The following is a 15,279-nucleotide window of genomic DNA, read 5'->3' on the forward strand; positions in this document are numbered from 1 at the left end:
TCAAGGAGGCGCCGGAGACGATTGATTTCCGGCGCCTTTTTCAGTCCCGTTGAGAAGTTGATTCAAAATGATCTATGTCGACGCAGACGCCTGCTCGGTGAAAGCCGAAATCCTGAAAGTGGCCGAGCGCCACGGGATCGAGGTGACCTTGGTCGCTAATTCGGGCCTGCGCCCTTCGCGCGACCCGATGGTGCACAATGTCATCGTCTCGGCAGGCTTCGACGCGGCCGACAACTGGATCGCCGAACGGGCGCACGAGGGCGATATCGTCGTTACCGCCGACGTGCCGCTTGCCGTTCGCTGCGTTGCCGCCGGCGCACTTGTCACCGGCCCCTCCGGCCGGATCTTCGACAAGGGCAATATCGGCATGGCGTCTGCGATGCGCGATCTCGGACAGCACCTGCGCGAGACCGGCGAGAGCAAGGGCTACAACGCCGCCTTCACACCGCGCGATCGATCCGCCTTCCTCGAAACCCTTGACCGACTCGCGCGCCAGTCGAAAAAATGATCAACGGGCGGGACCATGGGGCCCGCAATCGCAGGGGCACTAGCATGGCAGCGACGACTAAGCTCAGGCACTGGCCGTTTTACACCGCCATTCTGTGCGCGCTCGCAAGCATACCTGTCCTCTGGTTCGTGGCGCAGCGTTTCGCCCTTGAAGGGGCAGCGATCACCTTCTTCTGCGTCTATCTCGTCCTATGCTGGCGGCGCTTGCGGATGATGACCGGTCGGCATCTGAAGACCCATGCCAGGAACACCGACGAGCCCGAGGTCGTGATCCTGCTCGTTACGTTCGGGGCAGCCGCGAGTTCGCTCGTATCCTTGTTTTTCGCGCTCAACGGCGAGAAGTCCGGCTCGGCGCTGGCGCTCGGCCTCGCCTTTGCCTCCGTTGTGCTCGGCTGGGCAACGATCCACATGATGGCGGCCATGCACTACGCCCATGTCTATTGGGTCCCAGCACCCGATGGTCTGGCCACCGAACCGGCACGCGGACTCGATTTTCCCGAAACGCCCGAGCCCGGCGGCTTTGACTTTCTCTATTTTTCCTTCGTCATCGGCATGACGGCGCAAACCTCCGATGTCGCCATCACCAAGACGGCCATGCGGCGCATCAACCTGATACACGCCATCGTATCGTTTTTCTTCAACACCGTGCTCGTCGCCGCCGCCGTCAATGCAGCCGTGCAGCTTGCCGGTTGAGCATCTTTATCCAAGGAGCATCCCATGAAAGTCCTTTCGCAAAACACCGCCTTCGGCGGCATGCAGGGCGTCTTTTCGCACGATTCCAAGGCATGCAAGGGCGAGATGACCTTCGCCGTGTTCGTACCGCCACAGGCAATCAACGAGCCGCGGCCGGTGCTCTGGTATCTCTCCGGCCTCACCTGCACGCATGCGAACGTCATGGAGAAAGGTGAGTACCGGCGCATGGCCGCCGAGCTCGGGCTGATCGTCGTCTGCCCGGATACGAGCCCGCGCGGCACTGATGTTCCCGACGAACTGACGAACTGGCAGATGGGCAAGGGTGCAGGCTTCTATCTCGATGCCACCGAAACGCCCTGGGCCGAGCACTACCAGATGTATAGCTACATCACCGAGGAGCTGCCCGCCTTCGTCAGCCAGCACTTCCGCATGGACATGAGCCGCCAGGGCATCTTCGGCCATTCGATGGGCGGTCACGGCGCCATGACCATCGCGCTCAAGAACCCGGGCCGCTTCAAGAGCTGCTCGGCCTTCGCCCCGATCGTCGAGCCTTCGACCGCCGACTGGTCGATCGGCGCCTTCGAGAAATATCTGGGCGCGGACCGCGCCGCCTGGCGCCAATATGATGCCTGCGCGCTCGTCGAGGATGGTGCGCGCTTCCCCGAGTTCCTGATCGATCAGGGCAAGGCGGACAGCTTCCTTGAAAACGGCCTGCGTCCCTGGCTGTTCGAGGAAGCGGTCAAGGGCACCGGCATCGATTTGACGCTGCGCATGCATGAACGCTACGACCATTCCTACTACTTCATATCGACTTTCATGGACGATCATCTGCGCTGGCATGCCGAGCGGCTGATCTAGCCACCGAATGGCGCAATTCCGTATGAAAGCCGCTTTCGCGGAATTGCGCCGTCAATCTACCCGGAGCGACTGATGACCCACCTTCTCCTTGTTGGCACCGGCGGCGCGATCGGCTCGATGCTGCGTTATCTCGTCGGTCTCTGGGCCGTTCACCGCTTCGGGTCCGGCTTTCCCTGGGGCACGTTTGGCGTCAACATAACGGGGTCGTTCCTGATCGGCGTGCTCGCCGAAGTGATCATGCGCAAGTTCGGCGCCTCGCCGGACATGCGTGTCTTCCTCATCACCGGCATTCTCGGCGGTTACACCACCTTTTCCGCCTTCTCGCTGGACGCAATCACGCTCTTCGAGCGCGGCGATGTCATGCTATCGGCCGTCTATGTCATCGCCAGTGTCGCGCTTTCGATCCTCGCGGTCTTCAGCGGGCTGGCTCTGATGCGCGCAATAGTCTAAAGGCTCGTCTTACAGGCGCTGCGTATCCAGGGGACACGCGGCGCATTGCTGCATTGTCCTTCAACCGTTGTCGCTTCGAGGGCATTGTCATGCAGCAACGAAAATATTGCGGCAGCCTTTGCGCGCCTGAAGCTTCCTCTTTGCGTCATCCCAACGCAGGGGCTTCGGACCGACGCGCGACGCTGCGACCAAACAGAAGGCAGGTTCGCTCAAATGGCAGGCATAGAACACAGGCAGGTGGACGGTGACGAGGCGGGCATGCGCCTGGATCGCTGGTTCAAGGTGCATTTTCCGGGACTGGGCTTCGGCCCGCTGCAGAAGCTTTTGCGCTCCGGCCAGATCCGCGTCGACGGTGCCCGCGCCAAATCCGACACGCGGATCCAGCCCGGCCAGACGATCCGCATTCCGCCGCTCGGAGTGGATCCCAAGGAAACCAAGACCGGGCCGATCGCCGGACGCGACCTCAGGAACTCACCCGACGGCGAACTGCTGTCGCGCATGGTGCTGCACGAGGACGCCAAGGTTATCGTGCTCAACAAGCCTGCCGGCCTTGCCGTTCAGGGCGGCTCGGGCGTCAACCGACATATCGACAAGATGCTTGAAGCCTGGACCAACCAGAAGGGCGAAAAGCCGCGTCTCGTCCACCGGCTCGACCGCGACACGTCAGGCGTGTTGGTGATCGCCCGCACCCGGGGTGCGGCGCAGAAGCTGACCGCCGCCTTTCGCGAGCGCGACACCAAAAAGACCTACTGGGCGCTGGTCAAGGGCGTGCCGCGCAAGCGCGAAGACCGCATCTCCACCTGGCTCGTCAAGGAGCAAACGCCGGATGGCGACCGTATGCGCATCGCCAAACACGGCGAAGACGGTGCCGACCACGCCATCTCCTACTACCGTATTCGCGAACAGGCCGCACAGAACCTCGCCTGGCTGGAGATGGAGCCCTATACCGGCCGCACCCATCAGCTTCGCGTCCATGCACTGCACATTGGACACCCGATCCTCGGCGACCCCAAATATTTCGACGCCGACATCAATTGGAGCCTGCCCGGCGGCATGCAGAACCGTCTGCATCTGCACGCGCGCCATATCGATATTCCTCACCCGGATGGTGGCCGCCTGCGCGTGACCGCGCCGCTGCCACCGCACATGGTCCAGAGCTGGAACCTGCTGGGCTTCGAAGAGAACGAGCCTGGCGAGGACGACTGATGAAACTGGCGCTTTTTGATTGTGACGGTACGCTGGTCGATAGCGGAGGCCTGATCCATGAAGTGATGGCGCGCACCTTCGAGGCCTTCGATCTCGAGCGCCCGCCCCTGTCGGCAACCAAGAGCATTATCGGCTTGACCCTCGACATTGCCATCGCGCGCCTGCTCGGCCGTGAACATGTCGACGATCAGGCGCTGGCGATGACGGCGCACTACAAGTCGATCTTCGCCGGCGTTCGCGCAGAGGCAGGCTTCCAGGAGCTTCTGTTTCCGGGTATCGCCGACATGATGCAGACGCTGTCGTCACGCGACGCACTGTTGATCGGCGCCGTAACCGGCAAGTCGCGTCGCGGCCTGACGCATATTTCCGAGACTCACGGCTTCGACCGGATATTTTTCGTGTCCCGCACCGCCGACGACTGCCCCTCCAAGCCGCATCCGGCCATGGTGACGGAATGCTGCTTTGAAGCCGGCATCGATGCGAAGGATACGGTCGTCATCGGCGACGCGATCTACGACATGCAGATGGCCAAAGCCGCTGGAGCATCCGCCATCGGCGTCGCCTGGGGCTATGCTTCCGTTCCCGACCTCATCGAGGCCGGCGCGGATTTCGTTGCCCGGACGCCGGCCGACATCATTGAATGGATGGAACACAATCATGTCTGATATTCGCGACGAACTCAGCGGTGCGATGAGCCACGAGGATCCGGTCCGCCGCGCGCAAATCCAGATGCTGAAGCCACTGCCGAAGCGCTTCTACAAGGACGTCAGCGTGGCCTCGGCCGATGGCGATACGCACGCGGTGCTGCTCGACGGCCGCACCGTGCGCACGCCGGCCAAGCAGCCGCTTGCCGTGCCGACGCGCAAGCTCGCCGACATGCTCGCCGCCGAATGGGATGCGCAGGCAGAGGTCATCGATCCCGGCAAGATGCCGATCACGCGAATCGTCAATACCGCACTTGACGGCGTCGCCAAGGACCAGCGCTCGGTCTTCGACGATATCCTGCGTTTCGCCGGAACGGACATGCTCTGCTATCGCGCCGATAGCCCGGAAGGCCTCGTCGCCCGCCAGAACGAAATCTGGAACCCGGTGATCGAGTGGGCCCAGCAGGCACTCGGCGCCCGTTTCATCCTCGCCGAAGGCGTGATCCACCAGGAGCAGCCGGAGGAAGCGCTTTCCGCCTATGCCGAAGGCCTGCGCGCCTTCGCAACCCCGCTCGGCCTCACCTGCGTCCACACGGTGACGAGCCTGACCGGCTCTGCGTTGCTGGCGCTCGCCTTCGCTTCCGGCCGGATATCCGCCGAAGAAGCCTGGACGGCCGCCCATGTCGACGAGGACTGGCAGATCGAACATTGGGGAACCGACGAGGAGGCCTTCCGCCGCCGCGAGAACCGCTGGCAGGAAATGCAGGCGGTCGCCACGGTTCTTGACGCCCTGCGCTGACGACACCGGATACCACGGAATGCGAAGCGGGCTGCGTGTCTTCCGACGCGCAGCCCGCTTTCTTTTTTGTTCAATATGTCGGCGTCAGAGCGGCTCTGTTCGCGCTAACGTAACGGAAGCCAATAGCCGCGGCGTTAAGCGGCCAGCTTCAGGCCGGCGATACCGCTGACGATGAGCGCGATGCAGCCAAGGCGAACGAAGGTTGCCGGTTCGGCAAACAGGAAAATGCCGAGGATCACGGTGCCGACGGTGCCGATGCCGGTCCAGACAGCGTAAGCCGTACCGAGCGGCAGGGTCCGCACGGCGAGACCGAGCAACGCGATGCTGAGGATCATCGAACCGACGGTCAGGATCGTCGGTGTCACCCGCGTAAAACCATCCGTGTATTTGAGACCAATTGCCCAGCCGATTTCAAGAATACCGGCAAGCAGAAGAAGGAACCAGGCCATGTCAAACTCCCAAAGTTTGGAGCGAGGCCGTCCCCGCGGATGTTCGGTATCGCCTTTGCGAACCGTGCAGCCGTCTGCAACGCGGGTTCTATCTCACACTCCAGTTTCGCCGGCAAGGCGGTCAAGGGCAAATCAGCCTTGCGTCCGCGGCAAAGCTAAACCATTTCACGCTGTCGTTGAAACCATGGAAACGTGAGGGGTCTGCAAGTCTGCCCCTACGGTGCGTTGCGCTCCCGACGGAGTTTCGCCCACCATTCCAGCCGCTTGCGGATCTCGCGCTCGAAACCGCGCTCCGGCGGATCATAGAAGGTTCTGCGCCCCATCTTCTCGGGGAAATAGTCCTGGCCGGAAAAAGCATCCGGCTCGTCATGGTCGTAGCGGTAGCCGTCGCCGTAGCCCTCACCCTTCATCAGTTTCGTCGGGGCGTTGAGGATATGTTTCGGCGGCAGCAGCGAGCCGTTTTCCTTCGCCGCCCGCATCGCTGCCTTGTAGGCGGTATAGACGCCGTTCGATTTCGGCGCGGTCGCGAGATAGACGCAGGCTTCGGCAAGCGCCAGTTCGCCCTCGGGCGAGCCGAGATAGTCATAGGCGTCCTTGGCGGCGTTGCAGATCACTAGGGCCTGCGGGTCGGCAAGGCCGATGTCCTCGACCGCCATGCGCACCAGGCGCCGCCCGAGATAAAGCGGATCCTCGCCGGCATCGAACATGCGGCAGAGATAGTAGAGTGCGGCATCCGGATCAGAGCCACGCACCGCCTTGTGCAGGGCCGAGATCAGATTGTAGTGGCCGTCCTGGCCCTTGTCATAGACCGGCGCCCGGCGCTGGACGATGTTCTGGAGTGCTGCCGCATCGAAGATCTCGTCGCGCCGCGCCGCGCGCCAGACTTCTTCCGCCAGCGTCAGCGCAGCGCGACCGTCGCCGTCGGCCATGCGGATAAGGCTGGCGCGCGCATCCGCATCGAGCGGCAGTTTCTTGCCCTCAGTCTCTTCGGCGCGCGACAGCAGTTCCTCGATGCTGTCTTCGCCATGCGGCTTGAAGGTCAGCACCCGGGCTCGGGACAGGAGAGCGGCATTGAGTTCGAAGGATGGGTTTTCCGTCGTCGCGCCGACAAGGATCACGGTGCCGTCTTCCATCACCGGCAGGAAGCTGTCCTGCTGTGCCCGGTTGAAGCGATGAATCTCGTCGACGAAGAGTAGCGTCTGACGGCCGGACATGCGCCTTGCTCGCGCCGCCTCGAACACCTTCTTGAGATCGGCGACACCGGAGAAGATCGCGGAGATCTGCTCGAAGGCGAGACCCGCCTCCCCCGAAAGCAGCCGCGCCACGGTCGTCTTGCCGGTTCCGGGCGGCCCCCAGAAGATCATCGACCCGAGCGAACCCGAAGCAATCATGCGCGACAGCACGCCATCCTCACCGGTCAGGTGATCCTGACCAGTGACTTCGGCAAGCGTTCGCGGGCGAAGCCGGTCGGCAAGCGGTCTTGCCGACGCCATTTCCGGTGGCTCGTGGGCGGTGAACAGGTCGCTCATCGGAAGAACTGACGGATGAGCTGGCCGTCGCGCTCGATCTCGACACGCCAGAAGGAGGCATCGTCGGCCATTACCTGTTCCAGCGTCTTCGACGTGTCGATCGCCGTGCCGTTGACCGACCGCACGATGTCCTTCGGCTCGAGGCCGATGCGGGCGGCGGGCGAACCGCGGTTGACCTGCATGACGACGACGCCCTGCAGCGAGGTCGACATGCGCAGCTCGTCGGCAAGGCGCGGCGACAGGTTGGCAACGACTGCACCGGCGAAGGGGTTACGACCTTCGATCAGCCGTTCATCGCGTGGCGAGGTCTCGGGCGCCCGGTCGAGCTTGATCGTCACTTCCCGCGGCTTGCCGTTTTCCGATACGGTGACGCGCGCCTCATGACCGATGCCGACCGTCGTCAGGCGATAACCGAGTGCGTCGGGATGTTCGACCTCGATGCCGTTGACGGCGGTGATCACCTGGCCGGGCTTGATACCGGCCTGTTCGGCCGGGCCACCGGCCACGACGGCGGTCACCAGCGCACCACGGGCGCGGCTGAGGCCAAGGGCTTCGGCCACTTCCGAAGTGACCGGCTCGAAGCTGGCGCCGATGAAAGGACGCACGAAGGCGCCGTTGCCACCTTCGGCCGACGCAACGAAGACCTTCACCAGATTGGCGGGGATGGCAAAGCCAACGCCGTTAGAACCGCCGCCCTTGGAGAAGATGGCCGTGTTGATGCCAATGAGCTGGCCGTTCATGTCGATAAGGCCACCGCCGGAATTACCCGGGTTGATCGCCGCATCCGTCTGGATAAAGAAGCCGAAATCACCCGAGGAGACCTGATTGCGCGCGAGCGCCGAGACGATGCCACTCGTCACCGTCTGGCCGACGCCGAAGGGGTTGCCGATCGCGAGCACGAGGTCGCCGACCGCGACTGCATCGGAATCACCAAGCGGCACGATGTCGAAGGGACCGTCCGACTGGATCTTCAAAACAGCGAGGTCGAGCCGGTCGTCCTTGAGCACGATCTTGCAGGGAAACTCGCGGCCATCGGCCAGCGCCACCTTTATATCGTCGGCGCCCTCGATGACGTGGTTATTGGTCACGACGATGCCGTTCTTGCCGACGATCACCCCGGAACCGAGCGAAGACTGCTTCTCCGAGCGGTTCGGCATGCGTTGGCCGAAGAACTCCTCGAAGAAGGGGTCACCGGAGAAAATCGAACGGCGCTCGACCACCCGCTCGGCATAGACGTTGACGACGGCATTTGCCGTCTGCTTGACGAGAGGCGCAAAGGAAAGCTGCATTTCGGTCCGCGATTGCGGAACGCTCTTGGCCTCCTGGGCCCATGCCGGACAGGCGAGAGAAACAGCGATGACGAGCGAAACAAGCGCTCTTCGACCTACGATCATGTAAAGCATTCTCCTATTCGTCGCGGCTACGTTCAGATAGGATTTCGCGGGAAAAAAGGCAAATGTTGGCGCAGGATATGCAAAGTTGCCAGCTTCACGCGCTACGCACGAAAACGTGGTTCGCAACCCCTTTCACGGTGATCGAAAGTCTGGTGAGTTCATAGAAGACAAGGCTCATAAATCACTTCGGAAAAGACCATGCCATCTTACCGCCCGCCGCGAATCGTTTCCTCCGAGATCACCCCGGAGGCCCTCTTTTTCAACCGCCGCACCTTCCTCGGGGCTGCTGCCGGCGGCGGCATGCTGATTGCGGGCAGCGGCACGGGGCTGGCGGCCGCACTCGGCGCGCCCAAGAGCAAATACACTGTCGACGAAGACCTGACGCCGGAGGCCGACGTCACCAGCTACAACAATTTCTATGAGTTCGGGACCGGCAAGGGCGACCCTGCTGCCAACTCGAGCAGCTTCAAGCCAACGCCCTGGACGGTGAAAGTCGATGGCCTCGTCGGCAAGCCGAAGGAATTCGGGTTCGAGGAACTGCTAGCGCTCCCGATCGAGGAACGCGTCTACCGCATGCGCTGTGTCGAGGCCTGGTCGATGGTGATCCCCTGGACCGGGTTTCAGCTCTCGGCCCTGCTCGATAAGGTAGAGCCGCTTGGCAGCGCGAAATATGTCTCGTTCGAAACCGTGGTGCGCCCGTCCGAAATGCCGGGACAATCCGGCTTCTTCCAGCCGCTTGCTTGGCCCTATCGCGAAGGGCTGAGGCTCGACGAGGCCCGTCACCCGCTGACGCTGCTGTCCGTCGGCGTCTACGGCAAGACGCTTCCCAATCAGAACGGCGCGCCGATCCGGCTGGTCACCCCCTGGAAATACGGTTTCAAGGGGATCAAGTCGATTGTGCGCATTTCGCTCACGGAAACCCAGCCACCGTCCACCTGGAACCTCTCGGCGCCGAACGAGTACGGCTTCTTTGCCAACGTCAATCCGGCGGTCGATCATCCACGCTGGAGCCAGGCAACGGAAAACCGCATCGGCGGTGGCGGCTTCTTCGGCTCCAACCGGCGCGACACCCTGTCCTTCAATGGCTATGCCGACGAGGTGGCCGGACTTTATGCCGGCATGGATCTCAGAGCGAACTATTGATCATGGCCCGCCTGCCCTCGCTCCCAAAACGCTACCATTCGGCCTCGGTCTGGGGGCTCTACGGCTTTGGTCTGCTGCCCGCCGCCTATGCATTCTATCTCGGCGCTACGGGCCAACTGCCCGGAAACCCGGTCAAGGAATTCGAACACCTGCTCGGCCTCTGGGCGCTGCGTTTCCTCGTCGCGACATTGGCGATCTCGCCGATTCGCGACCTATTCGGCATCAACTGGCTGCGCTATCGGCGGGCCTTGGGTTTGCTGGCGTTCTACTATGTGCTGATGCATTTCCTCGCCTACATGCTGCTCGATCAGCGGCTAAACTTTCCGAGCATACTGGCCGACATCGCCCGCCGCCCCTTCATCACCATCGGCATGGCCGCACTCGTCATGCTGATCCCGCTGGCGCTCACCTCCAACAACTGGTCGATCCGCAGGCTCGGTACGCGGTGGAACACGCTTCACCGCCTGGCCTATGTGATCGCCGCCGCCGGCGCCGTGCATTTTTCGATGTCGGTGAAGGTCATCGGCGCCGAACAGCTGCTTTATCTCGGGCTCGTCGCCGTACTGCTTGTCTGGCGGCTGGTGCGCAAGCCGTATCTGCGGCGCAAGCGACAGGCGGCCAATGTGCCGGTCAGAACCGCCGCCGGAAGCGCCTGAGGCCATCTTCGCCTCGCCAGGACATCGACCCTCGATCGCATTTCGACGAAACGGTGACAGAACGAGCACACCGTCAAACGCACGTTAAGCAACAGCCCCAAAAGAAAAAGCGGCCGGGTGACGAACACCCGGCCGCTTCAATTTTCTGCCTTCGATCGGCTTAGGCTGCTTCAGCAGCTTCGGCTTCTGCAGCAACGCGGGCGAGATCCTTCGCGCCCTTTGCCGAGACGTCGCGGTCAACGAATTCGATGACGGCGAGCGCGGCGTTGTCGCCGTGACGGAAGCCAGCCTTCATGATGCGCAGGTAGCCGCCGTTGCGGGTGGCGTAGCGCGATGCGATCGTGTCGAACAGCTTGGCAACGACAGCGGCGTCGCGGATCTGCGAGATCGCCTGGCGGCGAGCGTGCAGGTCACCGCGCTTGCCGAGCGTGACGAGCTTCTCGACGATCGGGCGGATTTCCTTGGCCTTCGGCAGGGTCGTAACGATCTGCTCGTGTTCGATCAGCGAAGCTGCCATGTTGGCAAACATCGCCTTGCGGTGGCTGGCGGTTCTATTCAGCTTGCGGCCGGCTTTACCGTGGCGCATGGCTATTCTCCTTCACTTGCAGGCATTCGCCCGCAGTCTAATGGTTAGTATTGGTCTTCGTAACGCTTGGCGAGATCTTCGATGTTCTCGGGCGGCCAGGACGGCACTTCCATGCCGAGGTGCAGGCCCATGGAAGCGAGAACTTCCTTGATTTCGTTCAGCGACTTGCGACCAAAATTCGGCGTGCGGAGCATTTCTGCTTCGGTCTTCTGAATGAGGTCGCCGATGTAGACGATGTTGTCGTTCTTCAGGCAGTTGGCCGAACGGACCGAAAGTTCCAGTTCGTCGACCTTCTTGAGAAGCGCCGGGTTGAAGGCGAGTTCGGTAACTGCCTCTTCCTCTGCTTCCTTCTGCGGCTCGTCGAAGTTGACGAACACCGACAGCTGGTCCTGAAGGATGCGGGCCGCAAATGCGATCGCATCTTCACCGGTGACGGAACCGTCCGTCTCGATGGACATCGTCAGCTTGTCATAGTCAAGAACCTGGCCTTCGCGGGTGTTTTCCACCTTGTAGGACACTTTCTTGACCGGCGAGTACAGGCTGTCGACCGGGATCAGGCCGATCGGAGCATCTTCCGAACGGTTGCGATCAGCCGGCACGTAACCCTTGCCGTTGTTGACGGTGAACTCCATGCGGATCTCAGCGCCCTCGTCGAGGGTGCAGATCACATGGTTCGGGTTGAGGATTTCGATATCGCCAACCGTCTGGATGTCACCGGCGGTTACAACGCCCGGACCCTGCTTACGCACGACCATGCGCTTTGCGTCGTCGCCATCCATCTTGATGGCGATTTCCTTGATGTTGAGCACGATGTCCGTCACATCTTCCCGGACGCCCGGGATAGAGGAGAACTCGTGCAGGACGCCGTCGATCTGCACTGCGGTGACAGCAGCACCGCGCAGCGACGACAGCAGCACGCGGCGAAGCGCGTTGCCGAGCGTCAGACCGAAGCCGCGTTCAAGCGGTTCCGCAACCAACGTTGCCTTGGTGCGGCCGGAGGAGACGAACTCCACCTTGTTCGGCTTGATCAGTTCCTGCCAATTCTTCTGGATCATGTTTTCTGCCTTCCGTTCGTTGCCACCATCCAATCGTGACAACCGAGCCCCGAAGACCGGGAGCGCGCGTCTGCGCCCTCACCGGCATGTTGAATGCATATGATCAGACGCGGCGCTTCTTGCGCGGGCGGCAGCCGTTGTGCGGGATCGGGGTCACATCGCGGATCGAGGTGATCATGAAGCCCGCAGCCTGCAGCGCGCGAAGAGCGGATTCACGGCCGGAACCCGGACCGCAAACTTCGACTTCCAGCGACTTCATGCCGTGTTCCTGAGCCTTCTTGGCGCAGTCTTCAGCGGCGATCTGTGCGGCAAACGGGGTCGACTTACGCGAACCCTTGAAACCCTTGGCACCGGCAGACGACCAGGCAATCGCGTTGCCCTGTGCGTCGGTGATGGTGATCATGGTGTTGTTGAACGACGAATTGACGTGCGCGACGCCAGACGTGATGTTCTTGCGTTCGCGACGGCGAACGCGGGTGGCTTCCTTGGCCATAGGATCCCTTTCTTAGATCTCTGCACCGCCGTAATTCCAGCGGCTCCACCGGGAAAAGGATTTGACGTCCCCTGCCCTGCATCTTCATTTCCCGCAGGACGAGATATCGTCCGGCGAACATATCGCCCGGCCGGATCGGCCGAACAAAGGTCAGGCAAACGCCCTTCCAAACTGCAAAAGGAGGCCGGCGCTTGACACCAGCCTCCCAATCTCCCTTTTCGGGAAATTACTTCTTCTTACCGGCAATCGCCTTCGCCGGACCCTTGCGGGTGCGGGCGTTGGTGTGGGTGCGTTGACCGCGAACCGGCAGGCCACGACGGTGACGCAGGCCGCGGTAGCAGCCGAGGTCCATCAGGCGCTTGATGTTCATCGAGGTCTCGCGACGCAGGTCACCTTCGACCTGGTAGTCGCGGTCGATCGTTTCGCGGATCTGCAGGACTTCAGCGTCCGTCAGCTGATGCACGCGACGATCAGCCGGAATACCGACCTTCTCGATGATTTCCTGTGCGAATTTCGGGCCGATCCCGTGAATGTAGGTCAGCGCAATAACTACGCGCTTTGCCGTCGGGATGTTGACGCCAGCGATACGTGCCACGTCTATTCTCCTTGCGTTCCAGTTGCCATCCGGCAATAGGTGCTTCGTTACGCGACCTCGAAGAGCCGCACGTTGATTGAGGTTCGAGACACGTCAAAAACGACCGTACCCGGACTTCATTTTCTTTGAAGACCGCGCCGACCGCTCTCATGTCGCGAGTTGGCGCTGTCTTTGGCGGAATCGGCCGGAAAAGTCAACTCCCCGGCAGTTCCTTTTCGGCAAAGACCAGTGTCTAAGCCAGAATCTTCTCGATCTCGGCGGTGACGGTGTTCACTTCCGCCATGCCATCAACCGTTCTGAGCTGCCCCGTTCCGGCGTAGTGCTCCGAGAGCGGCGCCGTCTTTTCACGGTACTCGGTCAGCCGGCGCTTGAAGGCTTCCGGATTGTCGTCCGAACGGACGGTTCCGCCGGCTGCGATGGTTTCCGCTACGCGATTCTCCATCCGCTTTACAAGGGCTGCCTCGTCGACCTTGAGCTCGATTACGGCATCGAGCTTCAGACCCTTGCCCTCGAGCATCTTGCCGAGCGCAATCGCCTGCGGAACCGTGCGCGGGTAACCGTCAAGGATGAACCCCTTCGCGCAGTCCGGCTGGTCGATGCGATCCGACACGATTTCGTTGACGATCTCATCGGATACCAGCTGACCGGCATCCATGACCGCCTTCGCACGCTTGCCGACCTCGGTCGCCTGGGCGACGGCCGCCCGCAGCATATCTCCTGTGGAAAGCTGCGGAATGCCGTATCTCTCCGTCAGAAGCTTGGCCTGTGTCCCCTTGCCAGCGCCCGGCGGTCCCAAAAAAATCAGTCTCATCGTCCCCTCTTTCCTCCGCGCAGCTTCGACTTCTTGATCAGCCCCTCATATTGCTGTGCGATGAGGTGGCCCTGGATCTGTGCTACCGTATCAAGGGTGACGCTGACAACAATCAAAAGCGACGTACCACCAAGGTAGAACGGCACGCCGGTCTGAGCGATCAGAACTTCCGGCAGAATGCAGACGAAGATCAGATAGGCCGCACCGATCACGGTGATGCGCGTCAGGACATAATCGATATATTCCGCGGTACGCTCGCCCGGACGAATGCCCGGAATGAAGCCGCCGTGCTTCTTCAGATTGTCAGCCGTATCCTTCGGATTGAACACGATCGCGGTGTAGAAGAAGGCGAAGAACGCGATCATCGCACCGTAAAGCACCATGTAGAGCGGCTTGCCGTGCGCAAGTGCGCCAACCACGGTGGTCGCCCAACCCGGCAGCGTCGCCGTATTGGCAAAGCCTGCGAGCGTTGCCGGCAGAAGCAGCAGCGACGAGGCGAAGATCGCCGGGATGACGCCCGCGGTGTTGAGCTTCAGCGGCAGGTGCGAGGTGTCGCCCTGGAACATGCGGTTGCCGACCTGGCGCTTCGGATACTGGATCAGAAGCCGCCGCTGCGCGCGTTCGACGAACACGATGAGCGCGATGACGCCGACGACCATGACGATGATCGCGAGGATCAGCGGGGTGGACAGAGCGCCGGTGCGGCCGAGTTCGAGCGTGCCGGCGAGAGCCGTCGGCAGATGTGCGACGATACCGGCGAAAATGATCAGCGAGATGCCGTTGCCGATGCCGCGCGAGGTGATCTGTTCACCGAGCCACATCAGGAACATGGTGCCGCCAAGCAGAGAAATGACGGTCGAAACACGGAAGAACCAACCCGGATCGTTGACGAGGCCGTTGCCGCTCTCGAGACCGACGGCGATGGCGTAAGCCTGCGCCGTGCCGAGAAGCACCGTGCCGTAACGGGTGTACTGGTTGATGATCTTGCGGCCCTGCTCGCCTTCCTTTTTCAGCTGTTCCAGTGCCGGAACGACAGAGGTCATCAGCTGAACGATAATCGAAGCAGAGATATAGGGCATGATGCCGAGCGCGAAGATCGCCATGCGCTCAACTGCACCGCCCGAAAACATGTTGAAGAGGCCGAGGATACCGCCGCTCTGGCCGCGGAATGCCTGGGCAAACGCTTCCGGGTTAAGACCGGGCAGCGGGATATAGGTGCCAAGACGGTAAACCAGAAGCGCACCAAGCGTGAACCAGAGCCGTTTCTTCAGATCTTCCGCCTTGGCGAAAGTCGAGAAATTCAGGTTCGAGGCGAGCTGTTCCGCTGCAGAAGCCATGCAATTCTCCGCGTACCAAATCTCGGAATCAGCGGGAACACCCGGTCCGTTCCGGAAGGACTAACTTTTCGTCT

The 15,279-nt window shown here is 61.8% G+C and carries 18 protein-coding genes; 9 read left to right on the plus strand and 9 right to left on the minus strand.

Annotated elements, in window-relative coordinates:
* The first annotated feature begins 67 nt into the window (after positions 1-67).
* The 7 genes from IB272_RS11850 (at position 68) to IB272_RS11880 (ending at position 5,157) form a co-directional block, all read left to right on the plus strand.
* Entirely contained in the window at positions 68-508 is a 441-nt protein-coding gene (locus IB272_RS11850) for a YaiI/YqxD family protein (protein WP_113136432.1), read from the plus strand.
* Positions 509-552: 44 nt separating this feature from the next.
* The gene (locus tag IB272_RS11855) at positions 553-1,200 is read left to right on the plus strand and encodes a DUF1345 domain-containing protein (RefSeq protein ID WP_060585480.1); all 648 of its coding nucleotides are present in this window, start codon (positions 553-555) and stop codon (positions 1,198-1,200) included.
* 24 nt (positions 1,201-1,224) lie between these two features.
* The gene (gene fghA / locus IB272_RS11860; RefSeq protein WP_060585479.1) at positions 1,225-2,058 is read left to right on the plus strand and encodes an S-formylglutathione hydrolase; all 834 of its coding nucleotides are present in this window, start codon (positions 1,225-1,227) and stop codon (positions 2,056-2,058) included.
* Between the two features lie 72 nt (positions 2,059-2,130).
* The gene (gene crcB, locus IB272_RS11865; protein WP_060585477.1) at positions 2,131-2,508 is read left to right on the plus strand and encodes a fluoride efflux transporter CrcB; all 378 of its coding nucleotides are present in this window, start codon (positions 2,131-2,133) and stop codon (positions 2,506-2,508) included.
* Between the two features lie 213 nt (positions 2,509-2,721).
* A complete protein-coding gene (locus tag IB272_RS11870; RefSeq protein ID WP_034795631.1) occupies positions 2,722-3,714 on the plus strand; it encodes an RluA family pseudouridine synthase in 993 nt (330 codons plus the stop codon).
* Positions 3,714-4,379, plus strand: a complete 666-nt coding sequence (locus tag IB272_RS11875) for an HAD-IA family hydrolase (protein WP_034795628.1) — start codon at positions 3,714-3,716, stop codon at positions 4,377-4,379. Before IB272_RS11870 ends, IB272_RS11875 begins: the two co-directional genes overlap by 1 nt.
* Positions 4,372-5,157 carry an ATP12 family chaperone protein gene (locus IB272_RS11880; protein ID WP_060585475.1) on the plus strand — a complete coding sequence of 262 codons (786 nt, stop codon included), beginning with the start codon at positions 4,372-4,374 and terminating at the stop codon, positions 5,155-5,157. The genes IB272_RS11875 and IB272_RS11880 overlap by 8 nt, the downstream gene beginning before the upstream one ends.
* A 134-nt stretch (positions 5,158-5,291) precedes the next feature.
* On the opposite strand, the gene sugE is transcribed toward IB272_RS11880, so the two are convergent.
* From sugE to IB272_RS11895, 3 genes are all read right to left on the minus strand, one after another.
* The gene (gene sugE, locus IB272_RS11885; RefSeq protein ID WP_034795623.1) at positions 5,292-5,606 is read right to left on the minus strand and encodes a quaternary ammonium compound efflux SMR transporter SugE; all 315 of its coding nucleotides are present in this window, start codon (positions 5,604-5,606) and stop codon (positions 5,292-5,294) included.
* Positions 5,607-5,821: 215 nt separating this feature from the next.
* Positions 5,822-7,135, minus strand: coding sequence for a replication-associated recombination protein A (locus IB272_RS11890; protein WP_060585474.1), 1,314 nt, complete (start codon positions 7,133-7,135; stop codon positions 5,822-5,824).
* Positions 7,132-8,529, minus strand: a complete 1,398-nt coding sequence (locus IB272_RS11895; protein ID WP_192444437.1) for a DegQ family serine endoprotease — start codon at positions 8,527-8,529, stop codon at positions 7,132-7,134. Before IB272_RS11895 ends, IB272_RS11890 begins: the two co-directional genes overlap by 4 nt.
* A gap of 198 nt (positions 8,530-8,727) precedes the next feature.
* On the opposite strand from IB272_RS11895, the gene msrP reads away from it, so the two are divergent.
* Both msrP and msrQ read left to right on the plus strand, forming a co-directional pair.
* Positions 8,728-9,672 (plus strand): protein-methionine-sulfoxide reductase catalytic subunit MsrP, encoded by a 945-nt coding sequence (msrP, locus tag IB272_RS11900; protein ID WP_192444438.1) that lies wholly within the window; start codon positions 8,728-8,730, stop codon positions 9,670-9,672.
* A 2-nt stretch (positions 9,673-9,674) separates the two neighbouring features.
* Positions 9,675-10,328 (plus strand): protein-methionine-sulfoxide reductase heme-binding subunit MsrQ, encoded by a 654-nt coding sequence (gene msrQ / locus IB272_RS11905; RefSeq protein WP_060520934.1) that lies wholly within the window; start codon positions 9,675-9,677, stop codon positions 10,326-10,328.
* Between the two features lie 160 nt (positions 10,329-10,488).
* On the opposite strand, the gene rplQ is transcribed toward msrQ, so the two are convergent.
* The 6 genes from rplQ to secY all read right to left on the minus strand — a co-directional run bounded on the left by rplQ (position 10,489) and on the right by secY (position 15,205).
* Entirely contained in the window at positions 10,489-10,914 is a 426-nt protein-coding gene (rplQ, locus tag IB272_RS11910; protein WP_034795595.1) for a 50S ribosomal protein L17, read from the minus strand.
* Between the two features lie 44 nt (positions 10,915-10,958).
* Entirely contained in the window at positions 10,959-11,969 is a 1,011-nt protein-coding gene (locus IB272_RS11915; protein WP_034795592.1) for a DNA-directed RNA polymerase subunit alpha, read from the minus strand.
* Positions 11,970-12,072: 103 nt separating this feature from the next.
* Complete coding sequence (gene rpsK / locus IB272_RS11920) at positions 12,073-12,462, minus strand: 30S ribosomal protein S11 (protein WP_003536496.1); 390 nt, start codon at positions 12,460-12,462, stop codon at positions 12,073-12,075.
* Positions 12,463-12,688: 226 nt separating this feature from the next.
* Positions 12,689-13,057 carry a 30S ribosomal protein S13 gene (gene rpsM / locus IB272_RS11925; RefSeq protein WP_034795586.1) on the minus strand — a complete coding sequence of 123 codons (369 nt, stop codon included), beginning with the start codon at positions 13,055-13,057 and terminating at the stop codon, positions 12,689-12,691.
* Positions 13,058-13,289: 232 nt separating this feature from the next.
* Positions 13,290-13,868, minus strand: a complete 579-nt coding sequence (locus IB272_RS11930; RefSeq protein ID WP_034795582.1) for an adenylate kinase — start codon at positions 13,866-13,868, stop codon at positions 13,290-13,292.
* On the minus strand, positions 13,865-15,205 hold the full coding sequence (secY, locus tag IB272_RS11935) for a preprotein translocase subunit SecY (protein WP_034795578.1): 1,341 nt from the start codon (positions 15,203-15,205) through the stop codon (positions 13,865-13,867). The genes IB272_RS11930 and secY overlap by 4 nt, the downstream gene beginning before the upstream one ends.
* Positions 15,206-15,279 lie beyond the last annotated feature (74 nt).

The sequence above is a fragment of the Ensifer sp. ENS08 genome (genome assembly GCF_014852195.1).
Classification (GTDB): domain Bacteria; phylum Pseudomonadota; class Alphaproteobacteria; order Rhizobiales; family Rhizobiaceae; genus Ensifer; species Ensifer adhaerens.

Excerpts from the sequence above, each read along its gene's own strand:
- sugE (WP_034795623.1), bottom strand. The coding sequence starts at position 5,606 with ATGGCCTGGTTCCTTCTTCTGCTTGCCGGTATTCTTGAAATCGGCTGG.
- rpsK (WP_003536496.1), bottom strand. The coding sequence starts at position 12,462 with ATGGCCAAGGAAGCCACCCGCGTTCGCCGTCGCGAACGCAAGAACATC.
- msrQ (WP_060520934.1), top strand. The coding sequence starts at position 9,675 with ATGGCCCGCCTGCCCTCGCTCCCAAAACGCTACCATTCGGCCTCGGTC.
- secY (WP_034795578.1), bottom strand. The coding sequence starts at position 15,205 with ATGGCTTCTGCAGCGGAACAGCTCGCCTCGAACCTGAATTTCTCGACT.
- IB272_RS11875 (WP_034795628.1), top strand. The coding sequence starts at position 3,714 with ATGAAACTGGCGCTTTTTGATTGTGACGGTACGCTGGTCGATAGCGGA.
- fghA (WP_060585479.1), top strand. The coding sequence starts at position 1,225 with ATGAAAGTCCTTTCGCAAAACACCGCCTTCGGCGGCATGCAGGGCGTC.
- rplQ (WP_034795595.1), bottom strand. The coding sequence starts at position 10,914 with ATGCGCCACGGTAAAGCCGGCCGCAAGCTGAATAGAACCGCCAGCCAC.
- IB272_RS11890 (WP_060585474.1), bottom strand. The coding sequence starts at position 7,135 with ATGAGCGACCTGTTCACCGCCCACGAGCCACCGGAAATGGCGTCGGCA.
- IB272_RS11850 (WP_113136432.1), top strand. The coding sequence starts at position 68 with ATGATCTATGTCGACGCAGACGCCTGCTCGGTGAAAGCCGAAATCCTG.
- msrP (WP_192444438.1), top strand. The coding sequence starts at position 8,728 with ATGCCATCTTACCGCCCGCCGCGAATCGTTTCCTCCGAGATCACCCCG.
- IB272_RS11880 (WP_060585475.1), top strand. The coding sequence starts at position 4,372 with ATGTCTGATATTCGCGACGAACTCAGCGGTGCGATGAGCCACGAGGAT.
- IB272_RS11915 (WP_034795592.1), bottom strand. The coding sequence starts at position 11,969 with ATGATCCAGAAGAATTGGCAGGAACTGATCAAGCCGAACAAGGTGGAG.
- IB272_RS11895 (WP_192444437.1), bottom strand. The coding sequence starts at position 8,529 with ATGATCGTAGGTCGAAGAGCGCTTGTTTCGCTCGTCATCGCTGTTTCT.
- IB272_RS11930 (WP_034795582.1), bottom strand. The coding sequence starts at position 13,868 with ATGAGACTGATTTTTTTGGGACCGCCGGGCGCTGGCAAGGGGACACAG.
- IB272_RS11870 (WP_034795631.1), top strand. The coding sequence starts at position 2,722 with ATGGCAGGCATAGAACACAGGCAGGTGGACGGTGACGAGGCGGGCATG.
- IB272_RS11855 (WP_060585480.1), top strand. The coding sequence starts at position 553 with ATGGCAGCGACGACTAAGCTCAGGCACTGGCCGTTTTACACCGCCATT.
- crcB (WP_060585477.1), top strand. The coding sequence starts at position 2,131 with ATGACCCACCTTCTCCTTGTTGGCACCGGCGGCGCGATCGGCTCGATG.